This window comes from Mesorhizobium sp. M0514 (genome assembly GCF_040321145.1).
Taxonomy (GTDB): domain Bacteria; phylum Pseudomonadota; class Alphaproteobacteria; order Rhizobiales; family Rhizobiaceae; genus Mesorhizobium.
Genome location: NZ_JAMYQZ010000006.1, coordinates 30,273 through 45,962, shown reverse-complemented (window position 1 = coordinate 45,962; position 15,690 = coordinate 30,273). Strand labels below are relative to the sequence as shown.

General features: G+C 61.9%; 16 protein-coding genes. 9 read left to right on the top strand and 7 right to left on the bottom strand.

The window, feature by feature from the left end:
• Positions 1-38 precede the first annotated feature (38 nt).
• Entirely contained in the window at positions 39-434 is a 396-nt protein-coding gene (locus tag NKI61_RS04455; RefSeq protein WP_023738338.1) for a RidA family protein, read from the top strand.
• On the opposite strand, the gene NKI61_RS04450 is transcribed toward NKI61_RS04455, so the two are convergent.
• Positions 435-1,526, bottom strand: coding sequence for an LLM class flavin-dependent oxidoreductase (locus NKI61_RS04450; protein ID WP_352838928.1), 1,092 nt, complete (start codon positions 1,524-1,526; stop codon positions 435-437).
• A gap of 118 nt (positions 1,527-1,644) precedes the next feature.
• Between NKI61_RS04450 and NKI61_RS04445 the strand changes: the two genes are divergently transcribed.
• From NKI61_RS04445 to NKI61_RS04425, 5 genes are all read left to right on the top strand, one after another.
• On the top strand, positions 1,645-2,406 hold the full coding sequence (locus NKI61_RS04445; RefSeq protein WP_352838894.1) for an HpcH/HpaI aldolase family protein: 762 nt from the start codon (positions 1,645-1,647) through the stop codon (positions 2,404-2,406).
• Positions 2,407-2,561: 155 nt separating this feature from the next.
• Positions 2,562-3,761 carry a pyridoxal phosphate-dependent aminotransferase gene (locus NKI61_RS04440; RefSeq protein WP_352838893.1) on the top strand — a complete coding sequence of 400 codons (1,200 nt, stop codon included), beginning with the start codon at positions 2,562-2,564 and terminating at the stop codon, positions 3,759-3,761.
• A 77-nt stretch (positions 3,762-3,838) separates the two neighbouring features.
• The gene (locus tag NKI61_RS04435; protein WP_023682726.1) at positions 3,839-4,636 is read left to right on the top strand and encodes an ABC transporter substrate-binding protein; all 798 of its coding nucleotides are present in this window, start codon (positions 3,839-3,841) and stop codon (positions 4,634-4,636) included.
• 150 nt (positions 4,637-4,786) lie between these two features.
• Positions 4,787-5,461 carry an amino acid ABC transporter permease gene (locus tag NKI61_RS04430; protein WP_023667812.1) on the top strand — a complete coding sequence of 225 codons (675 nt, stop codon included), beginning with the start codon at positions 4,787-4,789 and terminating at the stop codon, positions 5,459-5,461.
• 45 nt (positions 5,462-5,506) lie between these two features.
• Positions 5,507-6,778, top strand: coding sequence for a cysteine desulfurase-like protein (locus NKI61_RS04425; protein WP_023740559.1), 1,272 nt, complete (start codon positions 5,507-5,509; stop codon positions 6,776-6,778).
• A gap of 7 nt (positions 6,779-6,785) precedes the next feature.
• Here NKI61_RS04425 and NKI61_RS04420 read toward each other — a convergent pair whose 3' ends face one another.
• The 3 genes from NKI61_RS04420 to NKI61_RS04410 form a co-directional block, all read right to left on the bottom strand.
• Positions 6,786-8,747, bottom strand: coding sequence for a 3-hydroxyacyl-CoA dehydrogenase NAD-binding domain-containing protein (locus NKI61_RS04420; RefSeq protein ID WP_023699851.1), 1,962 nt, complete (start codon positions 8,745-8,747; stop codon positions 6,786-6,788).
• 224 nt (positions 8,748-8,971) lie between these two features.
• Positions 8,972-9,949, bottom strand: coding sequence for a UDP-glucuronic acid decarboxylase family protein (locus NKI61_RS04415; protein ID WP_023667815.1), 978 nt, complete (start codon positions 9,947-9,949; stop codon positions 8,972-8,974).
• 179 nt (positions 9,950-10,128) lie between these two features.
• Positions 10,129-10,311, bottom strand: coding sequence for a hypothetical protein (locus NKI61_RS04410; RefSeq protein WP_352838892.1), 183 nt, complete (start codon positions 10,309-10,311; stop codon positions 10,129-10,131).
• 102 nt (positions 10,312-10,413) lie between these two features.
• Between NKI61_RS04410 and NKI61_RS04405 the strand changes: the two genes are divergently transcribed.
• Both NKI61_RS04405 and NKI61_RS04400 read left to right on the top strand, forming a co-directional pair.
• A complete protein-coding gene (locus tag NKI61_RS04405; RefSeq protein ID WP_023686926.1) occupies positions 10,414-11,694 on the top strand; it encodes a nucleotide sugar dehydrogenase in 1,281 nt (426 codons plus the stop codon).
• A 31-nt stretch (positions 11,695-11,725) separates the two neighbouring features.
• On the top strand, positions 11,726-12,745 hold the full coding sequence (locus NKI61_RS04400; protein ID WP_023667818.1) for an NAD-dependent epimerase: 1,020 nt from the start codon (positions 11,726-11,728) through the stop codon (positions 12,743-12,745).
• A gap of 70 nt (positions 12,746-12,815) precedes the next feature.
• Here the strand turns inward: NKI61_RS04400 and NKI61_RS04395 are convergent, their stop codons facing one another.
• The gene (locus NKI61_RS04395; RefSeq protein WP_023667819.1) at positions 12,816-13,712 is read right to left on the bottom strand and encodes an AraC family transcriptional regulator; all 897 of its coding nucleotides are present in this window, start codon (positions 13,710-13,712) and stop codon (positions 12,816-12,818) included.
• Positions 13,713-13,859: 147 nt separating this feature from the next.
• On the opposite strand from NKI61_RS04395, the gene NKI61_RS04390 reads away from it, so the two are divergent.
• Entirely contained in the window at positions 13,860-14,585 is a 726-nt protein-coding gene (locus NKI61_RS04390; RefSeq protein WP_023682721.1) for an SDR family oxidoreductase, read from the top strand.
• An 86-nt stretch (positions 14,586-14,671) separates the two neighbouring features.
• Here the strand turns inward: NKI61_RS04390 and NKI61_RS04385 are convergent, their stop codons facing one another.
• Both NKI61_RS04385 and NKI61_RS04380 read right to left on the bottom strand, forming a co-directional pair.
• Positions 14,672-14,902: a helix-turn-helix domain-containing protein gene (locus NKI61_RS04385; RefSeq protein WP_023708113.1), complete on the bottom strand. Its 231-nt coding sequence runs from the start codon at positions 14,900-14,902 to the stop codon at positions 14,672-14,674.
• A 22-nt stretch (positions 14,903-14,924) separates the two neighbouring features.
• Positions 14,925-15,671, bottom strand: a complete 747-nt coding sequence (locus tag NKI61_RS04380) for an IclR family transcriptional regulator (RefSeq protein WP_023667822.1) — start codon at positions 15,669-15,671, stop codon at positions 14,925-14,927.
• Between the last annotated feature and the right edge of the window lie 19 nt (positions 15,672-15,690).

Sequence of the window (15,690 nt, the reverse complement as noted above, 5' to 3'; positions counted from 1 at the left end):
TTGAGATTTGGTTTTAAGAATACCGGGGAGGCTTGAAAATGCATGAGATCCTGCAGCCGGAGGGCTGGGCGAAACCGGTCGGCTACGCCAACGGCATTGCTGCGCGCGGCAGGCTCGTCTTCGTGGGCGGACAGGTCGGCTGGAACGGGCAGTGCCAGTTCGAGACCGACGATTTCGCCGGCCAGGTGCGGCAGACGCTGCAAAACATCGTCGCCGTGCTGGCGGAAGCCGGCGCGGAGCCACGGCACATCACCGCGATGACCTGGTATTTCACCGACAAGGCCGAATATCTCGGCAATCTCAAGGGGATCGGCGAGGCCTATCGCGAGGTGATCGGCCGACATTTTCCGGCGATGGCCGCCATGCAGGTGGTGGCGCTGGTGGAAGATCGCGCCAAGATCGAGATTCAGGCCACCGCCGTCATTCCGGAATAATCAGCCGCGCAGCCCCGCCTGCCTGAGCAGCGGCAGCACATGGTCGCAGAAATAGGGCAGTTCCCTGGTGTAGTTGACGAACGACAGCGCGATGCCCTGGTAGCCATGCCCGGCAATGGCAGCCATCTCGGCGGCGATCGTCTCCGGCGTTCCAACCAGCGGGTAGGTGCCGGCGCCGCCGGCGAAACGCTGCCGGTAGCGGTCATAGGCATGCGGGTCATGCGACTGCGAGAACTCCTTCTTGCCGGCCATATGGGCATCGACCGCATCGTGGTCGGCCAGATCGACGGCATAGCGCGTGTAGTAGGCCTGCGCCTCTTCCATGGTTGGGCGGCAGACGACATGCGCCACCGTGTAGACGCCGACATTGCGGCCAACCTTGTCGGCCCGCTCGCTGATGTCGGCGACATGCTTGCCGGCATCGCCCATTTCCGAAAAGGTGGTGAACAGATAGTCGCATCGGGCGGCGGCGAAATCGCGGCCCGGGCCACCGAAAGCAGCGTTCATGGTCACCGGGCGTGGAACCTGCAGGCTCGCCGGCCGGCTGACCGCTTCCTTCAGCCGATAGTAGGTGCCTTCATAGTCCAGAGGCTGGTCCGAGGCGTAAAGCTTTTCCAGGATTTCGATCCATTCGGCGGCCTGGTCGTAGCCCTTTTCGACCAAAGGCGTGCCGAACATGCCGAATTCCTTCGGGTTCCAACCGCAGACGATGTTGAGACCGGCGCGGCCATGGCTGATATGGTCGACAGTTGCCAGCGCCTTGGCGGCATAGAGCGGATGCACCAGCGGCACATGCACGGTCATGAACAGCCCGATCTGCTCGGTGGCCACCGCCAGCGCTGCCGCCCAGGTGAAGGTCTCGAACGACCATTCGCGCACCTTGTTGCGGCCGCCAAAGCCACGCCAGCGCGCGATCGGCAGCATAAATTCCAGCCCGGCGCGGTCGGCGGTCTGCGCCGCCGTCAGATTGTCCTGCCAGCTTGCCGTCCAGCGTTCCGGCACATCGGTGATGGCCAGACCGCCATCGGCATTGGTCGAAAAGACGCCGAGCTTCAGTTTGTTCGAGCCGTGCAGGGGATGCGTTTTGATCATCATGGGAACTCGTGGCGGGAGACCGACACGCTAGGCCCGCGCAAAAATATTTCAAGCCTGAAATAGCTTCGCCTCGCCGCCGATTGCGGATATGAATTGGAGGGGAAAAGGGATGAATATGAGCGCGTTCCGTCAGAAGTGCATCGGCAAGACCAATCTCGTCGGCTCCTTCGCCGCTATTCCCCATCCCGTCGCCGTCGAAGTGATGGCGCTCGCCGGCCTCGATTTCCTCTGCATCGACTGGGAACATGCTCAGATCGCGCGGGACACGATCGAAACCATGGTGCGCGCGGCCGACGTGCATCGCGTGCCGGCCATGGTGCGTGTTCCCGGCCATGCGCCGGACGCTATCCAGGCGGCGCTCGACAGCGGCGCACAAGGCGTGCTCGTGCCGCGCGTCTCGACCGCTGCTCAGGCCGAGGCGGCGGTGAAAGCCTCGCGCTATCCGCCGCTGGGCGAGCGCGGCGTCGGGCCTGGCCGCGCGGCCGGCTATGGCTATCGCATTCCCGAATATCTGGCCGCGGCCAATGACAGGGTGGTCGTCGCGGTCCAGGTCGAGACATCGGAGGGGCTGGCCAACATCGAGGCGATCGCGGCCATAGACGGCATCGATGTGGTCTTCGTCGGCCCCGGCGATCTCTCCGTGTCGATCGATGCGATCGGGCCGAAAGGCGTGGACAAGCTCAATGAGGCGATCACAAGGATCATCCGCGCGACCGTCGCGCATGGCAGGACATCGGGTATATTTTGCGCCAGCCCACAGACGATCAGCCAGTGGGCCGCTATCGGCGCGAGCTTCTTCGTGCTGGCCAGCGATACGATGTTTCTTGGCGCCGGCGCTGCGGCCAACTGCACCGCTGCGCGCGCCGAACTGCGGTAGACGGGCGGGATCGGGCAAGAACTTTTTAAGCTTAAAACTTTTTCCTTGAAAAGCGCAGCACATTGGATAGCATCCAAACTCGTTGGCGACTGTCGTGCCGGTGGGGCTTGCCGGGCAGTCCGTCGCGGTGCTCCGGGTGGGAGGGGTTTCAGTCCTTGTCGTTCATACTGCCCCAGTCATCGTCCAGCGCGCGTTATGCTTTCGACGGCGTACGTGCCCAGATCCGTGACCTGCACACCGAAAACATTGCCAACCTTGCCGTGCGCGCCCGAGAACTGGGCGACGTGATCGCGCTCTGGTACGGCGAAGGCGACATGGTGACGCCCGCTTTCATCCGCGACGCGGCGAAGGCCGCCTTCGATGAAGGCCAGACGTTCTACGTCCCTAACATGCGTGGGCACCCCCTACTGAACGAGGCGCTGTCGGAATACCAAACGCGCATTCACGGCCGGACGATCCCGATTGCGCGCACCACGGTCACGCCCGGCGGCATGCAGGCGCTGTACCTGGCGCTGGAACTGCTGGTCGATACCGGCAGCAACGTCGTCTATGTCGCGCCGCAATGGCCCAACATCCACAACGCCATCCATCTGATCGGCGGCGAGCCAAGGCCGTTTTCGCTCGACTTCAAGGGCGACTGGCATCTCGATCTCGACCGGCTGTTCGCCACTTGCGATGCGCGCACACGCGCGATCGTCCTGTCGACGCCGTCCAACCCGACCGGCTGGACCGCGTCGCGCGAGGAGATGCAGGCGCTGCTCGACTTCAGCCGGCGCACCGGCATCTGGATCATCTCCGACGAGGTCTATGGCCGGCTCTATTTCGACGGCAATGTTGCTCCTTCCATCCTGCAGATCGCCGAGGATGGCGACCGGGTGCTGTCGGTCAACAGTTTTTCGAAGGCGTGGGCGATGACCGGCTGGCGCATCGGCTGGCTGACGCATCCGTCGGGGGTGGCCGACCAGCTTGGCGCCATGACGCAGTACATCAACAGCGGCACCGCCGCGCCTATCCAGGCAGGCGCTGTCGCCGCCATCCGCCAAGGCGAGCCGCTGGTCGAGGAGATCAGGCAGCGGATCAAAACCGGCCTCGACCTTGCCTATGACAGGCTGGCCCAGATTCCCGGCATCATCCTGCCGACGAAACCGCGCGGAGGCATGTATGCCTTCTTTGCCATGGACGGCGAAAGCGACGCCCGGCAGGCCTGCGCCAGGATACTGGAGACGGCGCGCGTCGGGCTGGCTCCCGGCCACCTCTTTGGAAATTCGGCAGCGCGCTTCCTGCGGATGTGCGTGTGCCGTGAACGCGACCAGATAGCGACCGCGCTCAAGCGCATGGTCGCCGCCATGAATTGACGCCCCGCTGGGAGGTGGGACGGCAACAAACCGTGCGGGAGCAAACCCGCCCGATCAACAACCAGAGGGAACACAAAATGAGCTTCACTCGTCGCAACCTGCTTCTTCTCGCCGCCACGATCGGCATCGCTGCCGGCCCGGCCACCGCCTTTGCCGCCGATGTGCTCAATGTCGGCGCCTACCCGACCAATCCGCCCTTCGAATACAAGAACGAGAGTGGCACTTTCGAGGGCTTTGAAGTCGACATCGTCAACGAAGCGGCCAAGCGTGCCGGCATGACCACCGACATTGCCGACCTCGGCTTCCAGGCGCTGTTCGCGGCTGTCAGTTCCAACCGCATCGATGTCGCGATCTCCTCGATCACCATCACGCCGGAGCGACTGAAAACGCTGTCCTTCACCCAGCCCTATTATGACTCCGACATGGGCATTGCGACGAAGACCGATAGCGCTGTTAACACCGAGGCCGACCTCAAGGGCAAGATCGTCGGCGTGCTTTCAGGATCGACCGGCGAGACCTGGGTCAAGGCGCATCAGGAGGCTGACGGCTACAGCGACGTGAAGGGCTATGACACGCAGCAGAATCTTCTGCTCGACCTCAGCGCGGGCCGCGTGGACGCCGCCGTCAGCGATATTCCGGGCATGGAATACTCCTTCACCAAGATGAAGGACCTGAAGGTCAAGCAGCGCATCAAGACCGGCGAACAGTACGGCCTGATGATGAGCAAGGACCATCCGCTGCTCGGCAAGCTGAACGACGCGCTGACCGCGATGAAGAAGGACGGAACGCTGGCCGCGATCCACAAGAAGTGGTTCGGCAGCGACGCGCCAGCCGATTCCTCGACGGTCAAGGAAATGCCGCTGCCCAAGGCCTGACCGGCAATGCACTTAAATCGTGCCGGCTCCCAGGCCGGCACGATTCATTTCACGCTCCGGCGCCTGCTGCCACACGGATAGCCTCATCGGAGGCAAGGTCGATTGGTTTTAACTTGAGCATCCTTTGCTCTGGGGTTCGGGAACGCTCCCATGTCGCTGATCGACACCTTCTTCAATCCTGACGTGATAATGTCCAGCCTGCCGGCGCTGTTGCGTGGCTTCCTGAACACGCTGCTGCTCGGCATTTTGAGTATCGGCATCGGCATTCCCATCGGCCTGGGGATCAGCCTGTTGCGGCTCTATGCGCCGAAGCCGCTGCGCTGGCTGGCGGTCGGCTACACCGACATCTTCCGCGCCCTGCCGGTGCTGGTGGTGCTGATCCTGATCTATTATGCGCTGCCCTTCCTCGGCATCCGTCTGTCGTCCTGGGCCTCCGCCGTGACGGCGTTCGCCATCATCATGTCGGCCTATTCAGCAGAAGTGTTCCGCTCCGGCATTGAGAGCATTCCGAAAGGCCAATTCGAGGCAGCACAGGCGCTCGGCCTGCCTTTCCTTTTGACCTTGCGCAAGGTGGTGCTGCCGCAGGCGATCCGCGTCGTCATCCCGCCGATGACCAGCAATTGCGTCTCGATGTTCAAGGACACGTCGCTCGCTTCCACCGTTGCGCTGCCTGAACTGTTGAAGGAAGCGACCAACGCGCAGTCGCTCTATGCCAATCCCTCGCCGCTGATCGGCGCCGCTTTGGTCTATCTCATCTTCCTCTGGCCGATGGTCCGCCTCGTCAGCCTGCTCGAAGACCGCTTCAAGACCGAGAAGACGCGCTGACCTCATCAACCGTCCCGCTTCCCAAGCCATTCGCAGGAGATACAGTTGAGCAATTCCCAAGCCGCCGGCGGCTTTCCGGTCGACACCATCCGCGCCATGTTTCCGGCCTTGCAGCGCGCCGGTGATTTCATCTTCATGGACAACGCCGCCGGCGCGCAGATCCCGCAGAGCGTGCTCGACGCGGTGACCAATCACCTGGTCTCGCACAATGTGCAGCGTGGTGGTCGCTATGGGCGCTCGGTCACGGTCGACCAATCGGTTGCGGATGCTCGGACGAGCGTGGCCTTGCTGATCAACGCCTACAGTCCGTCGGAAATCTGCTTCGGCATGAACGCCACCTCGTTCATTCGCCTGGTCAGCCTCGGCATCGGCCAGATGCTGGCCAAGGACACAGAGCGCGACGAGATCGTCATCACCGATATGGACCACGACGCCAACATCGCCACGTGGCTGGCGCTGGAGCCCGCCGGAGCCAAGTTCAAATGGTGGCGCATGCGCGAGGACGGCAACCTGCATGTCGACGACCTCAAGCCGCTGGTTTCCGATCGCACCCGTCTCGTCGCCTGCACGGTGACCGCGCATTCGATCGGCTCGATCGTCGAAGTCGCTTCGGTGGCCGCGATCGCGCATGCGGCCGGCGCCGAAGTGTTCCTTGACTGCGTGCATTACGGACCGCACGGGCTGATCGACGTGCAGGCCTGGGACTGTGATTATCTCGTCTGCTCCGGCTACAAGAATTTCTCGCCGCATATGGGCTTTCTGTGGGGCCGCTTCGAAACGCTGAAGCGGCTGCCGACCTTCCGCGAGGATTTCATCCCCGACGAGCCGCCTTACAAGGTCGAGGCAGGCACCTTCATCTACGAGAACGTCTCGGGCATGGATGCCGCAGTGCAGTACCTGGAACTGATCGGCCGCAATCTGGCGCCCTCCAACAACCGCTCGCGGCGCGACAACATCGTTGCCGGCATGGGCGCCATCCGCGATTACGAAGTGCTCCTGGCGCGTGAGATGCTCGCCGTGCTCAAGGGATGCAATGCCACGATCTACGGCGTCGCCGAGGAAGCCCGCATCAACGAACGCGTGCCGACATTCTGCTTCAACATCGGCAAGCTGTCGCCGCAGCGGATCGTCGAGGAAATGGCTGACATGCAGATCGGCATCCGCGACGGCCATATGTATGCGCCCCGGCTGATGAAGCGTCTCAACCTGTCGATGGACAGCGGCGCCATCCGCGCCTCGCTGGTCCATTACAACACGGTCGACGAGGTCAGGCGTTTCGGCGAGGCACTGCGCGCCGTCATCGCAAGGCTGTCGTAGCTGGTCCTTAAACCTCTCCGGCGCGGAACATCGGCCCGCCCTTGTGGGCCGGGAAGCCATAGCCGTTGATCATCACCAGATCGATGTCGGAGGCACGCGCCGCGATGCCTTCGGCGAGTAATGCCTTGCCCTCGTCGGCCATTGCCGCCAGCAAGCGCGTGACGATCTCATCGGGCGAAAAGCGGCGCGGCACGATGTCCTTGGCCGCCCGAACGGCCTCGATCAGCGCGGCCACTTGCGGGTCGCTCCTGCGCTCGCCGTCGGAATAATCGTACCAGCCGCGCCCGGTCTTGCGGCCGAAGCGGCCGGCCTCGCACAGCCGGTCGGCGATCTCGACATAACGTGCTTGCGGATCGCGCATCGCCGCCTGTCGCTTGCGCCGCGCCCAGGCTATCTCCAGCCCAGCCATGTCGTTGACCGCGAAGATCCCCATCGGGAAGCCCCAGGCCTCCAGCGCGGCATCCACCTCTTCCGGTGCTGCGCCATCCTCCACCATGAACTCCGCCTCGCGGCGGTAGGCCGAATAGAGGCGGTTGCCGATGAAACCCTCGGTAACGCCGCACACGACAGGCAGCTTGCCGAGCTTCCTGACGAACGCGATAGCCGAGGCGAGCACATCGGGCGCCGTCGCCGCGCAATCCACCACTTCGGTGAGCCGCATGACGTTGGCCGGGGAGAAAAAATGCAGGCCGGCGATCCGTTCGGGCCGGGCGGTTGCCGAGGCGATCTCGTCGGGGTTGAGGTAGCTGGTGTTGGTCGCCAGTATGGCGTCGGGGCGGACGATACGATCAAGCTTCCGGAAGAGTTCGGTTTTTACCGCGAGATCGTCGAACACTGCCTCGATGACCAGATCGGCCTGCACCAGCCTGCCGGCGTCACTGGCCGCTTCAAACCGGCTCAGCGCCTCCCTGCGGGCATGATCGGTGAGTCGGCCGGATTGGACCGACTTGTCGAGAAGGCCGGCGATCCGCTCGTATCCTTTTGCCGCGGCGTCGTCGTTCTGCTCGATGCCGATTACGCGATAGCCGGCATTCAAGGCCGAGACCGCGATGCCTGCACCCATCAGGCCGGTTCCGACGATACCGACGGTCTCGACCTTGCGAGGCGTGATACCCTCCAGCCTGTCGACTTTGCTGGCTTGCCTCTCGGCAAAGAAGACGTGGCGCAACGCTGCCGCCTCGCGAGAATCCCGGAGGCGCAGGAAGGTCGCGCGTTCGTGCACAAGACCGTCCTCAAGTCTGGCCGTGGACGCGGCCCGGACCAGTCTCACGGCCTCTGCAGGCGCGATCTGTCCACGGCTGCGGGAAAGCACCTTTCTTGCGGCTGCCGCGTCGGCCTCAGGTTGCGAGCGCGGGACGGAAAGCGCACCCGTGCGCCGCAGCGGTTGGCCAACGAGACGGCGGGCGACATCGAGCGCGCCTTCGGGAAGATCGTCCGCAATGGTATCGATCAGACCGAGAGCGAGAGCTTCGTCGGCATTTGCGGGCCGACCCGTGCCGATCAGGTCAATTGCGGCGACCGTGCCGATGAGGCGGGGCAGGCGTTGGGTTCCGCCGGCCCCGGGCACTAACCCGAGCTTGACCTCGGGCAGGCCGAAGCTGGCCGCCTTGCTGGCCACCCGGTAGTGGCAGGCCAGCGCAATCTCGCAGCCGCCGCCGAGCGCCGCGCCGCCTACTGCCGCGACGATCGGTTTGGCGAAGCTCTCCATCGCTTCGATCACGTCAGGCAGTGTGGGCCCGATAGCGGGCTTGCCGAATTCCTTGATATCGGCGCCACCGATGAAGGTGCGCCCAATGGCGGTCAGCACCACGGCAGACACTTCATCCGACGCCGCACGCCCAAGCGCAGCCATCAGTCCGGCCCTGACATGGAGGGACAGCGCGTTGACCGGCGGATTTTCGATCGTGACGATGAGAACGCCATCGACGATCTTGCCTGTGACACTCTCGGAAAATCGTGCTGTGTTCATGGAGTTTTATTCCGGAACAACGGCAAATCTTCCTCCTCCTTCTGCTCTCCGCCAAATGCCGGTGTCCCGGCTCGGACGGATGAAGCGCCATGGATCTTCAAAATAATTTCAAGCTTAAAATAATTAGAATTCGAAAAACTTCAAGCCTACCGGAGTCGACTGCAAAAGGCGTCGCTACCACGACGGTGATCGGTCAGACTTGACGGTTGCACTGCGGTGCCGGGTCAAGGCGAGTTTGTGGAAACCTTCGGCAGCAGGGCTTTGAAATAGTCGATCGTCTGTTGCAGCCCGGCTTCTAAAGTCACCGTCGGCTCCCAGCCGACAAGCCTTTTGGCAAGGGTGATATCGGGCTGGCGGTGCCGCGGATCGTCTTGCGGAAGATCGCGGTAAATTATATCCGAACCTGATCCGGTCATCTGCGTCGTCAGTTCGGCCAAGCGCCTGATCGTTACTTCCCTTGGATTGCCGATGTTTACTGGACCGGTCACCTCCGGCCCCGTATCCATGAGGCGCAGCATGCCGCTCACCAGGTCGTCGACGTAGCAAAACGACCTTGTCTGTGAGCCGTCGCCGAAAATGGTTATCGGTTCACCACGAAGCGCCTGCACGATGAAATTTGAGACAACCCTGCCGTCTGCCGGGTGCATGCGCGGCCCGAACGTATTGAAAATCCGCGCGACCTTGACCCACAAGCCATGTTGTCGGTGATAGTCGAAGAACAGCGTTTCGGCGCAGCGTTTGCCTTCATCGTAGCATGAGCGCGGCCCGATCGGGTTTACATTGCCCCAGTAACTCTCGGGCTGCGGATGCACAGACGCGTCACCATAGACCTCACTGGTGGAGGCCTGAAAGACTTTGCATTTCAGCCGCTTTGCCAATCCAAGAACATTGATGGCGCCGTGCACGGCGGTCTTGATCGTCTGAACCGGGTCGTACTGGTAGTGAACAGGCGAGGCCGGACACGCCAGGTTGTAAATCTCATCGACTTCGACGTAGAGCGGAAAGGTCACGTCATGGCGCATGAATTCGAAGCGGGGATGCTTGGCCAAATGGTCGATATTGCGCTTTGATCCGGTGAAAAGGTTGTCGACACACAAGATTTCGTCGCCTCGTTCCAACAGGCGGTCAATAAGATGCGAGCCGATAAACCCTGCGCCCCCGGTAACGAGAATGCGTCTGCGGCTGTCATAGAGTCTGGCCAATTTCTGCTCCCAGGCAAATGCTGATCGACCAGATATCGGTCGCCACACGCAGGATACGACGTGTCCGCAGCCAATGCACAAGGACCAAACTGAAATTTCGCAGATCCGCTCGGTGCCGATGCGAATTCCGATCCCGGCATTTGGTTTGATCAGAAGGCACGATTGAGGCCGATAGTGGCCTATGGATTGGCAGCAGAGAATATCAGCCCTGTCGTCAGGGCCGCCGCTGCGTAGATGGCCGGCAGAACCTGACGGTTCATCCCAATCCGCAGCAGAGAGTGGCTCGAAACCCGGTCCTGCTGGATTTTATCCACAACATCGATGGCATCGGCGGATGGCAACATGAAAATGGCAACGACCATTTTTCGTGAGACATTCCTCTTCGCGATAGAGCATCGTTGAATTGGCCAACAGCCTGCCATACAAGCACGTCGGCTCAACAGGTGGCTCGAGGAACCCCACGGATGTCCGAACGCATTGCAGTTATCGGCCTGGGTTATGTCGGCCTGCCGGTAGCCATTGCCTTTGGGAAGGTTTTCCCCGGCACCATAGCTTTTGACATCAGCGAGCGTCGGATCGGGGAATTGCGTGGCGGCGTCGATCGTACGGGGGAAGTTGACGCAACGGCGCTCAAGGAGACCTCGATAGGGCTGACCACCGACCGGGAGATGTTGAAAGGCGCTACTTTCTTCATCGTCGCCGTGCCAACCCCTATCGACGCAAATCGCGCTCCCGATCTAGCTTCTTTGAAACTGGCGTCCGAACTCGTCGGCGAGGCGGTGAGCAAAGGCGCCGTCGTCGTTTTTGAGTCGACAGTCTATCCAGGTGTGACCGAAGATTTCTGTGGGCCGATCATCGAGCAGGTTTCCGGCCTGCGACATCCCCGCGACTTTGCCCTCGGCTATTCGCCCGAACGCGCCAACCCCGGCGATCGGGAACACTCGCTGCAAAAGATCGTCAAAGTCGTCTCCGGCGAGAATAACGAGACGCTGGAGCGCGTCGCGAACGTTTATGGCCGTATCATCGATGCCGGCGTCTACCGCGCCCCGTCGATCAAGGTGGCCGAGGCAGCGAAGGTTATCGAGAACACCCAGCGCGATCTGAACATCGCGCTGATGAACGAACTGGCAATGATCTTCGAGCGGCTCGATATCCGGACGCAGGATGTTCTTGATGCTGCGTCGACGAAATGGAACTTCCTTCCCTTCAAACCGGGGTTCGTCGGCGGCCACTGCATCAGCGTCGATCCATATTATTTGACCGCCAAGGCCGAGGCCGAAGGTTACCATCCGCAGATCATCCTCGCCGGACGTCGCATCAATGACGGCATGGGGGCCTTCGTCGCCCAGCAGGTTGTCAAACGGCTGATTGGTTCTGACACGCCCGTCAAAGGGGCTTCTGTCGGCATTCTCGGGCTGACATTCAAGGAGGACGTGCCGGATTTGCGCAACAGCCGCGTTTTCGACATGGTCAAGGAACTAAGGCAGTTCGGAATTGTCCCCAAAGTCCATGATCCCCTTGCCGATGTCGAAACCGCTCGGCGTGATCACGGCGAAACAATCCTGCCGCTCGATGAGATAAACGATTTGCAGGCGCTTGTTCTGGCGGTGCCTCACAGGCAATATCTCACCAACGAAAGAGCGCGTCTTTTTCAAATGATCAGGCCGGGGGGGACACTGTTCGATGTCAAGTCGGCCATCAAGCCCAATGAAGTTCCCGACAACATAAAATACTGGAGCTTGTAAAGCTCGCCTGAAATTAACGCTAGGATATGCAGTGACATCAAGCAGGCCGATACTGATCACCGGCGCAGCCGGGTTCATAGGGTTTCATCTTTGCCTGAGGCTGCTTGCCGAAGGAGGCCAGGTTATCGGCCTCGACTCCATGAACGAGTATTATGACGTCAGCCTGAAGCAGGCTCGTCTCGAGCGGCTGAAAGCGTTTTCGAATTTTTGTTTCGAGCATGCCGATCTCACGGAGCGGGACCGTATTTCGGAGCTCTTCCTTTCGGCCGCGCCGGAGGTTGTCGTCAATCTCGCGGCGCAAGCCGGCGTACGCTATTCGATCAGCAATCCGCACGCCTATGTGGAAAGCAACCTCAGCGGCTTTGTCAACATCCTGGAAGGATGCCGGCAGGCGTCCGTCGGCCATCTGGTCTATGCATCGTCGAGTTCGATTTATGGCGGCAGCACCCGCATGCCGTTTTCCGTGCACGATCCGGCGGACCATCCGCTCAGCCTTTACGCCGCAAGCAAGAAGGCGAACGAGCTGATGGCGCACACATACAGCCATCTGTTTGGACTGCCGACCACCGGGCTGCGTTTTTTCACCGTCTATGGTCCGTGGGGGCGGCCGGACATGGCGCTGTTCATCTTCGCCAAGGCTATCCTCGCCGGCGAGCCGATCGAGGTCTTCAACTATGGCAACATGCAGCGGGATTTCACCTATATCGACGACATTGTCGAAGGTATTATCCGCGTCATGCAGCAACCCGCGACACCCAATCCTGAGTGGAAAAGTGTCGCGCCAGACCCAGCGACCAGCAACGCCCCGTTCAGGATTCACAACATCGGCGGCAATTCGCCCGTTCAACTGAACCGATTGATCGAGGTGCTCGAAGACGCGCTGGGACGCAAGGCAAACCGCAACCTCAGGCCACTTCAGCCAGGCGACGTTCCGGCAACTTTCGCCAATGTCAGCTCGCTCGAGGAGGCGACCGGCTTCAAGCCCAAAATCCCGATCGAAATAGGGGTTCCGCGCTTTGTCGAATGGTACCGGGAGTTCTACCGAGCATGATCGGACGCTTCGCCACCTGGAGGCGGCTGGCTCCTGACCAGCCATGGCTGGCGCATGCCGCTCGGAAAACTCAATAAGCCGCAGCCGAACTGGGTGTTGCCTGAAGGCGGTCAATATCTTTCCGGGGCGGCGCACCGAACAGGCGACGATATTCTCGGCTGAACTGCGAAGGGCTGTCATAGCCCACCGCGAACCCGGCCGTGCCTGCGTTTGCGCCGCCGGCAAGCATAATCCTTCGCGCCTCCTGCAGGCGCAGCTGCTTCTGGTATTCGAGCGGGGTCATGCGCGTAATCGCCTTGAAATGGGCATGAAGGGACGACGCGCTCATGCCTGATGCCGCCGCAATCTCTTCGATGCGCAGTTGTGCCTGGAAATGATTGCGGATCGTGGCGATGGCGCGGCTGACCTGGTTCAGGTGGCTGTCCACCGACGCCATCTGGCGAAGCGTGTCACCGTGCGGTCCGGTGAGGAGCCGGTAAAGGATTTCGCGTTCGATCAGCGGCGCCAGCACGGTGACGCTCTCGGGGCGATCGAGCAGCCTGACAAGCCGACAGGCGGCATCAATCAGGTCGGGGTCACTTGGATAGGCAGCTAACACCGGCAGATCCCTGCTGGGGGATGCACGTCCTTCTTTCACAAGCAGTTCGGCCAGCGCGGTGGAATCAAAATCTATCTTGCAACAGAGGTAGGGCGCCGCCGGGCTCGCCTCCAACACATGCCCGACCAGCGGCAGGTCGACCGAGACGAGCAGGTAGCTCGATGCGTCATAGACCACGCTCTGGTCGGCCAGCGAGACGCGCTTCGATCCTTGGGCGATTATGCAAAGCGACGCCTCGTAGACCGCAGGCACGGGTGCACTGGGCTGGTTGGCGCGAATGAGCGACAGCCGCGGCACCGCAGTGCCGGCCATGCCAGATTTCGGCGCAAAGCGGGTGATCAGCTCGGCGAGTTCATTGATTTTCTCCATGCCGCATAAATCTTCATGGCGCGAAATGTTGCAAGGCATTTCGAGTTCATTTGGAGGATCGTGCAAACTCTTTGGACGATCACGCTACCGGCCTTTGCCGGTTCGCGCCATCTATCTCCCCGTCACCGCAGCGAAAAAGGAACGATCATGACGGGACTTAAAGACAAGGTTGTACTCATCACCGGCGCCTCCAGCGGCATCGGCGAAGCGACGGTTCGGGAACTTGCCGGTGCCGGCGCCAGACTGTTCATCGGGGCCCGCCGCACCGAGCGGCTCAAGGCGCTGGCCGCAGAAATAGGCAAAGGCGTCGCGTGGCGCGAACTCGACGTGACTGACGCGGCGAATTTCGACGCCTTTGCCGATGCCGCTCATGCCGAATTCGGGCAGATCGATGTGCTGGTCAACAATGCCGGCGTCATGCCGCTGTCGCCGCTTGCCGCGCTGAAGCGCGATGAGTGGTCTCGCATGATCAATGTCAACATCGGCGGCGTGCTGAACGGGATCGCCGCGGTGCTGCCGCGCTTCGTCGCCCAGAAGAATGGGCATATCGTCAATGTCGCCTCGGTCGGCGCGCATATCGTGCTGCCCACCGCGGCGGTCTATTGCGGCACGAAATATGCCGTCTGGGCAATCACGGAGGGGCTGCGGCAGGAGCATGACGACATCCGCGCCACGATCATCTCCCCCGGAGTGACCGCAACCGAACTGGGCGACGATATCAGCGATCCTCAGGTCGCCACGGCTCTGAAAGAATGGCGGCAGAAGTCGCTCACACCGGACGCCATTGCACGGGCGATCCGTTTTGCGCTTGATCAACCCGATGGCGTCGACGTCAACGAAGTGATCGTGCGGCCAACCGCTGCCAATATGTAGAACTTGCTGCCGGATGCCGGCTTTCGGCGAGCTACGGCGCTCTCCAAGATCCGGCAAACGGCCCACCCCTTAATGCACCACCGCCCTCAGCCTCTGGCGCAACTCCCGCGGGCCACATCGTACCGGCTCTCGAACGCGCGCGAAAAATGCGCACTCGAATTGAACCCGCAGGCAAAGGCGATTTCCGAGATCGTGGGCGACGCGCGGGCGGGCGACAACAATTCTTCCTTGCTGCGCTCCAGCCGCCTGTCCCAGACGAAGCGTTCCGGTCTCGCGGCAAGGCCGGTGCGCCGCTGGGAACTTAACCCGCTAATCATCTCCCCTGCGACGGTAGAGATGTCAGGCTTCGCCGGCCAGGCGCGCTGAAATCAGCCGCGCCGCCTGGATCACCGCTTCGCCCTGGCTGGCTGCCATGCTGTCATCGGCGCGTGACACAGGCGAGGCCACCGCGAGCGCACCGAGAGGACGCCCATCGGAGCCGAGGATTGCCGCGGCTATGCTGTGCACGCCTTCTTCATAGCCTTGGGAGCTCGAGGAATAGCCGCGCTTGGCGGCAAGCCGGATCGCCTTCATCAGCCTTTCGGGCTGCGTCACCGTGTGTGGCGTGAAGGTCGGCAACGGCTTGTCGACATAGGCCTCGGCCGCTTCCCGAGGCGAAGCGGCGAGAAAGGCGATGCCGGAGGCGGTGCCGTGCAAGGGCAGCACCTGGCCGACATCGACATTGACCCGGTTGGCCTTTGCCGACAGCTCGACATGGACCGTCAGCAGTGCGCCGGCGCTGAATTCCGACAGATGCACCGTCTCGCCGGTTTCCAGCGCCAGCTCGCGAACCACAGGTGCTGCCACGCGCACGAAGGGAAAATGCGCGTCGCGAAAGCGGGCCAGCCGCGACAGGCCGGCGCCGAGCCGGTAGCGGCGGCTTGCCGGCTCTTGTTCGATCAGGCGGTGGTCGGCCAGCGCCATCAGCAGGCGCCGCGCCGTCGCCTTGTCGAGGCCGGTTTTGCGGGCGAGCTCGGACAGGCCGATCTCCGGTTCGCCGAGCGTGAACTGTTCCAACAGCGATATCGCTTTGCCGACTGTGCTCATCGTGCATCCTCAAGATACT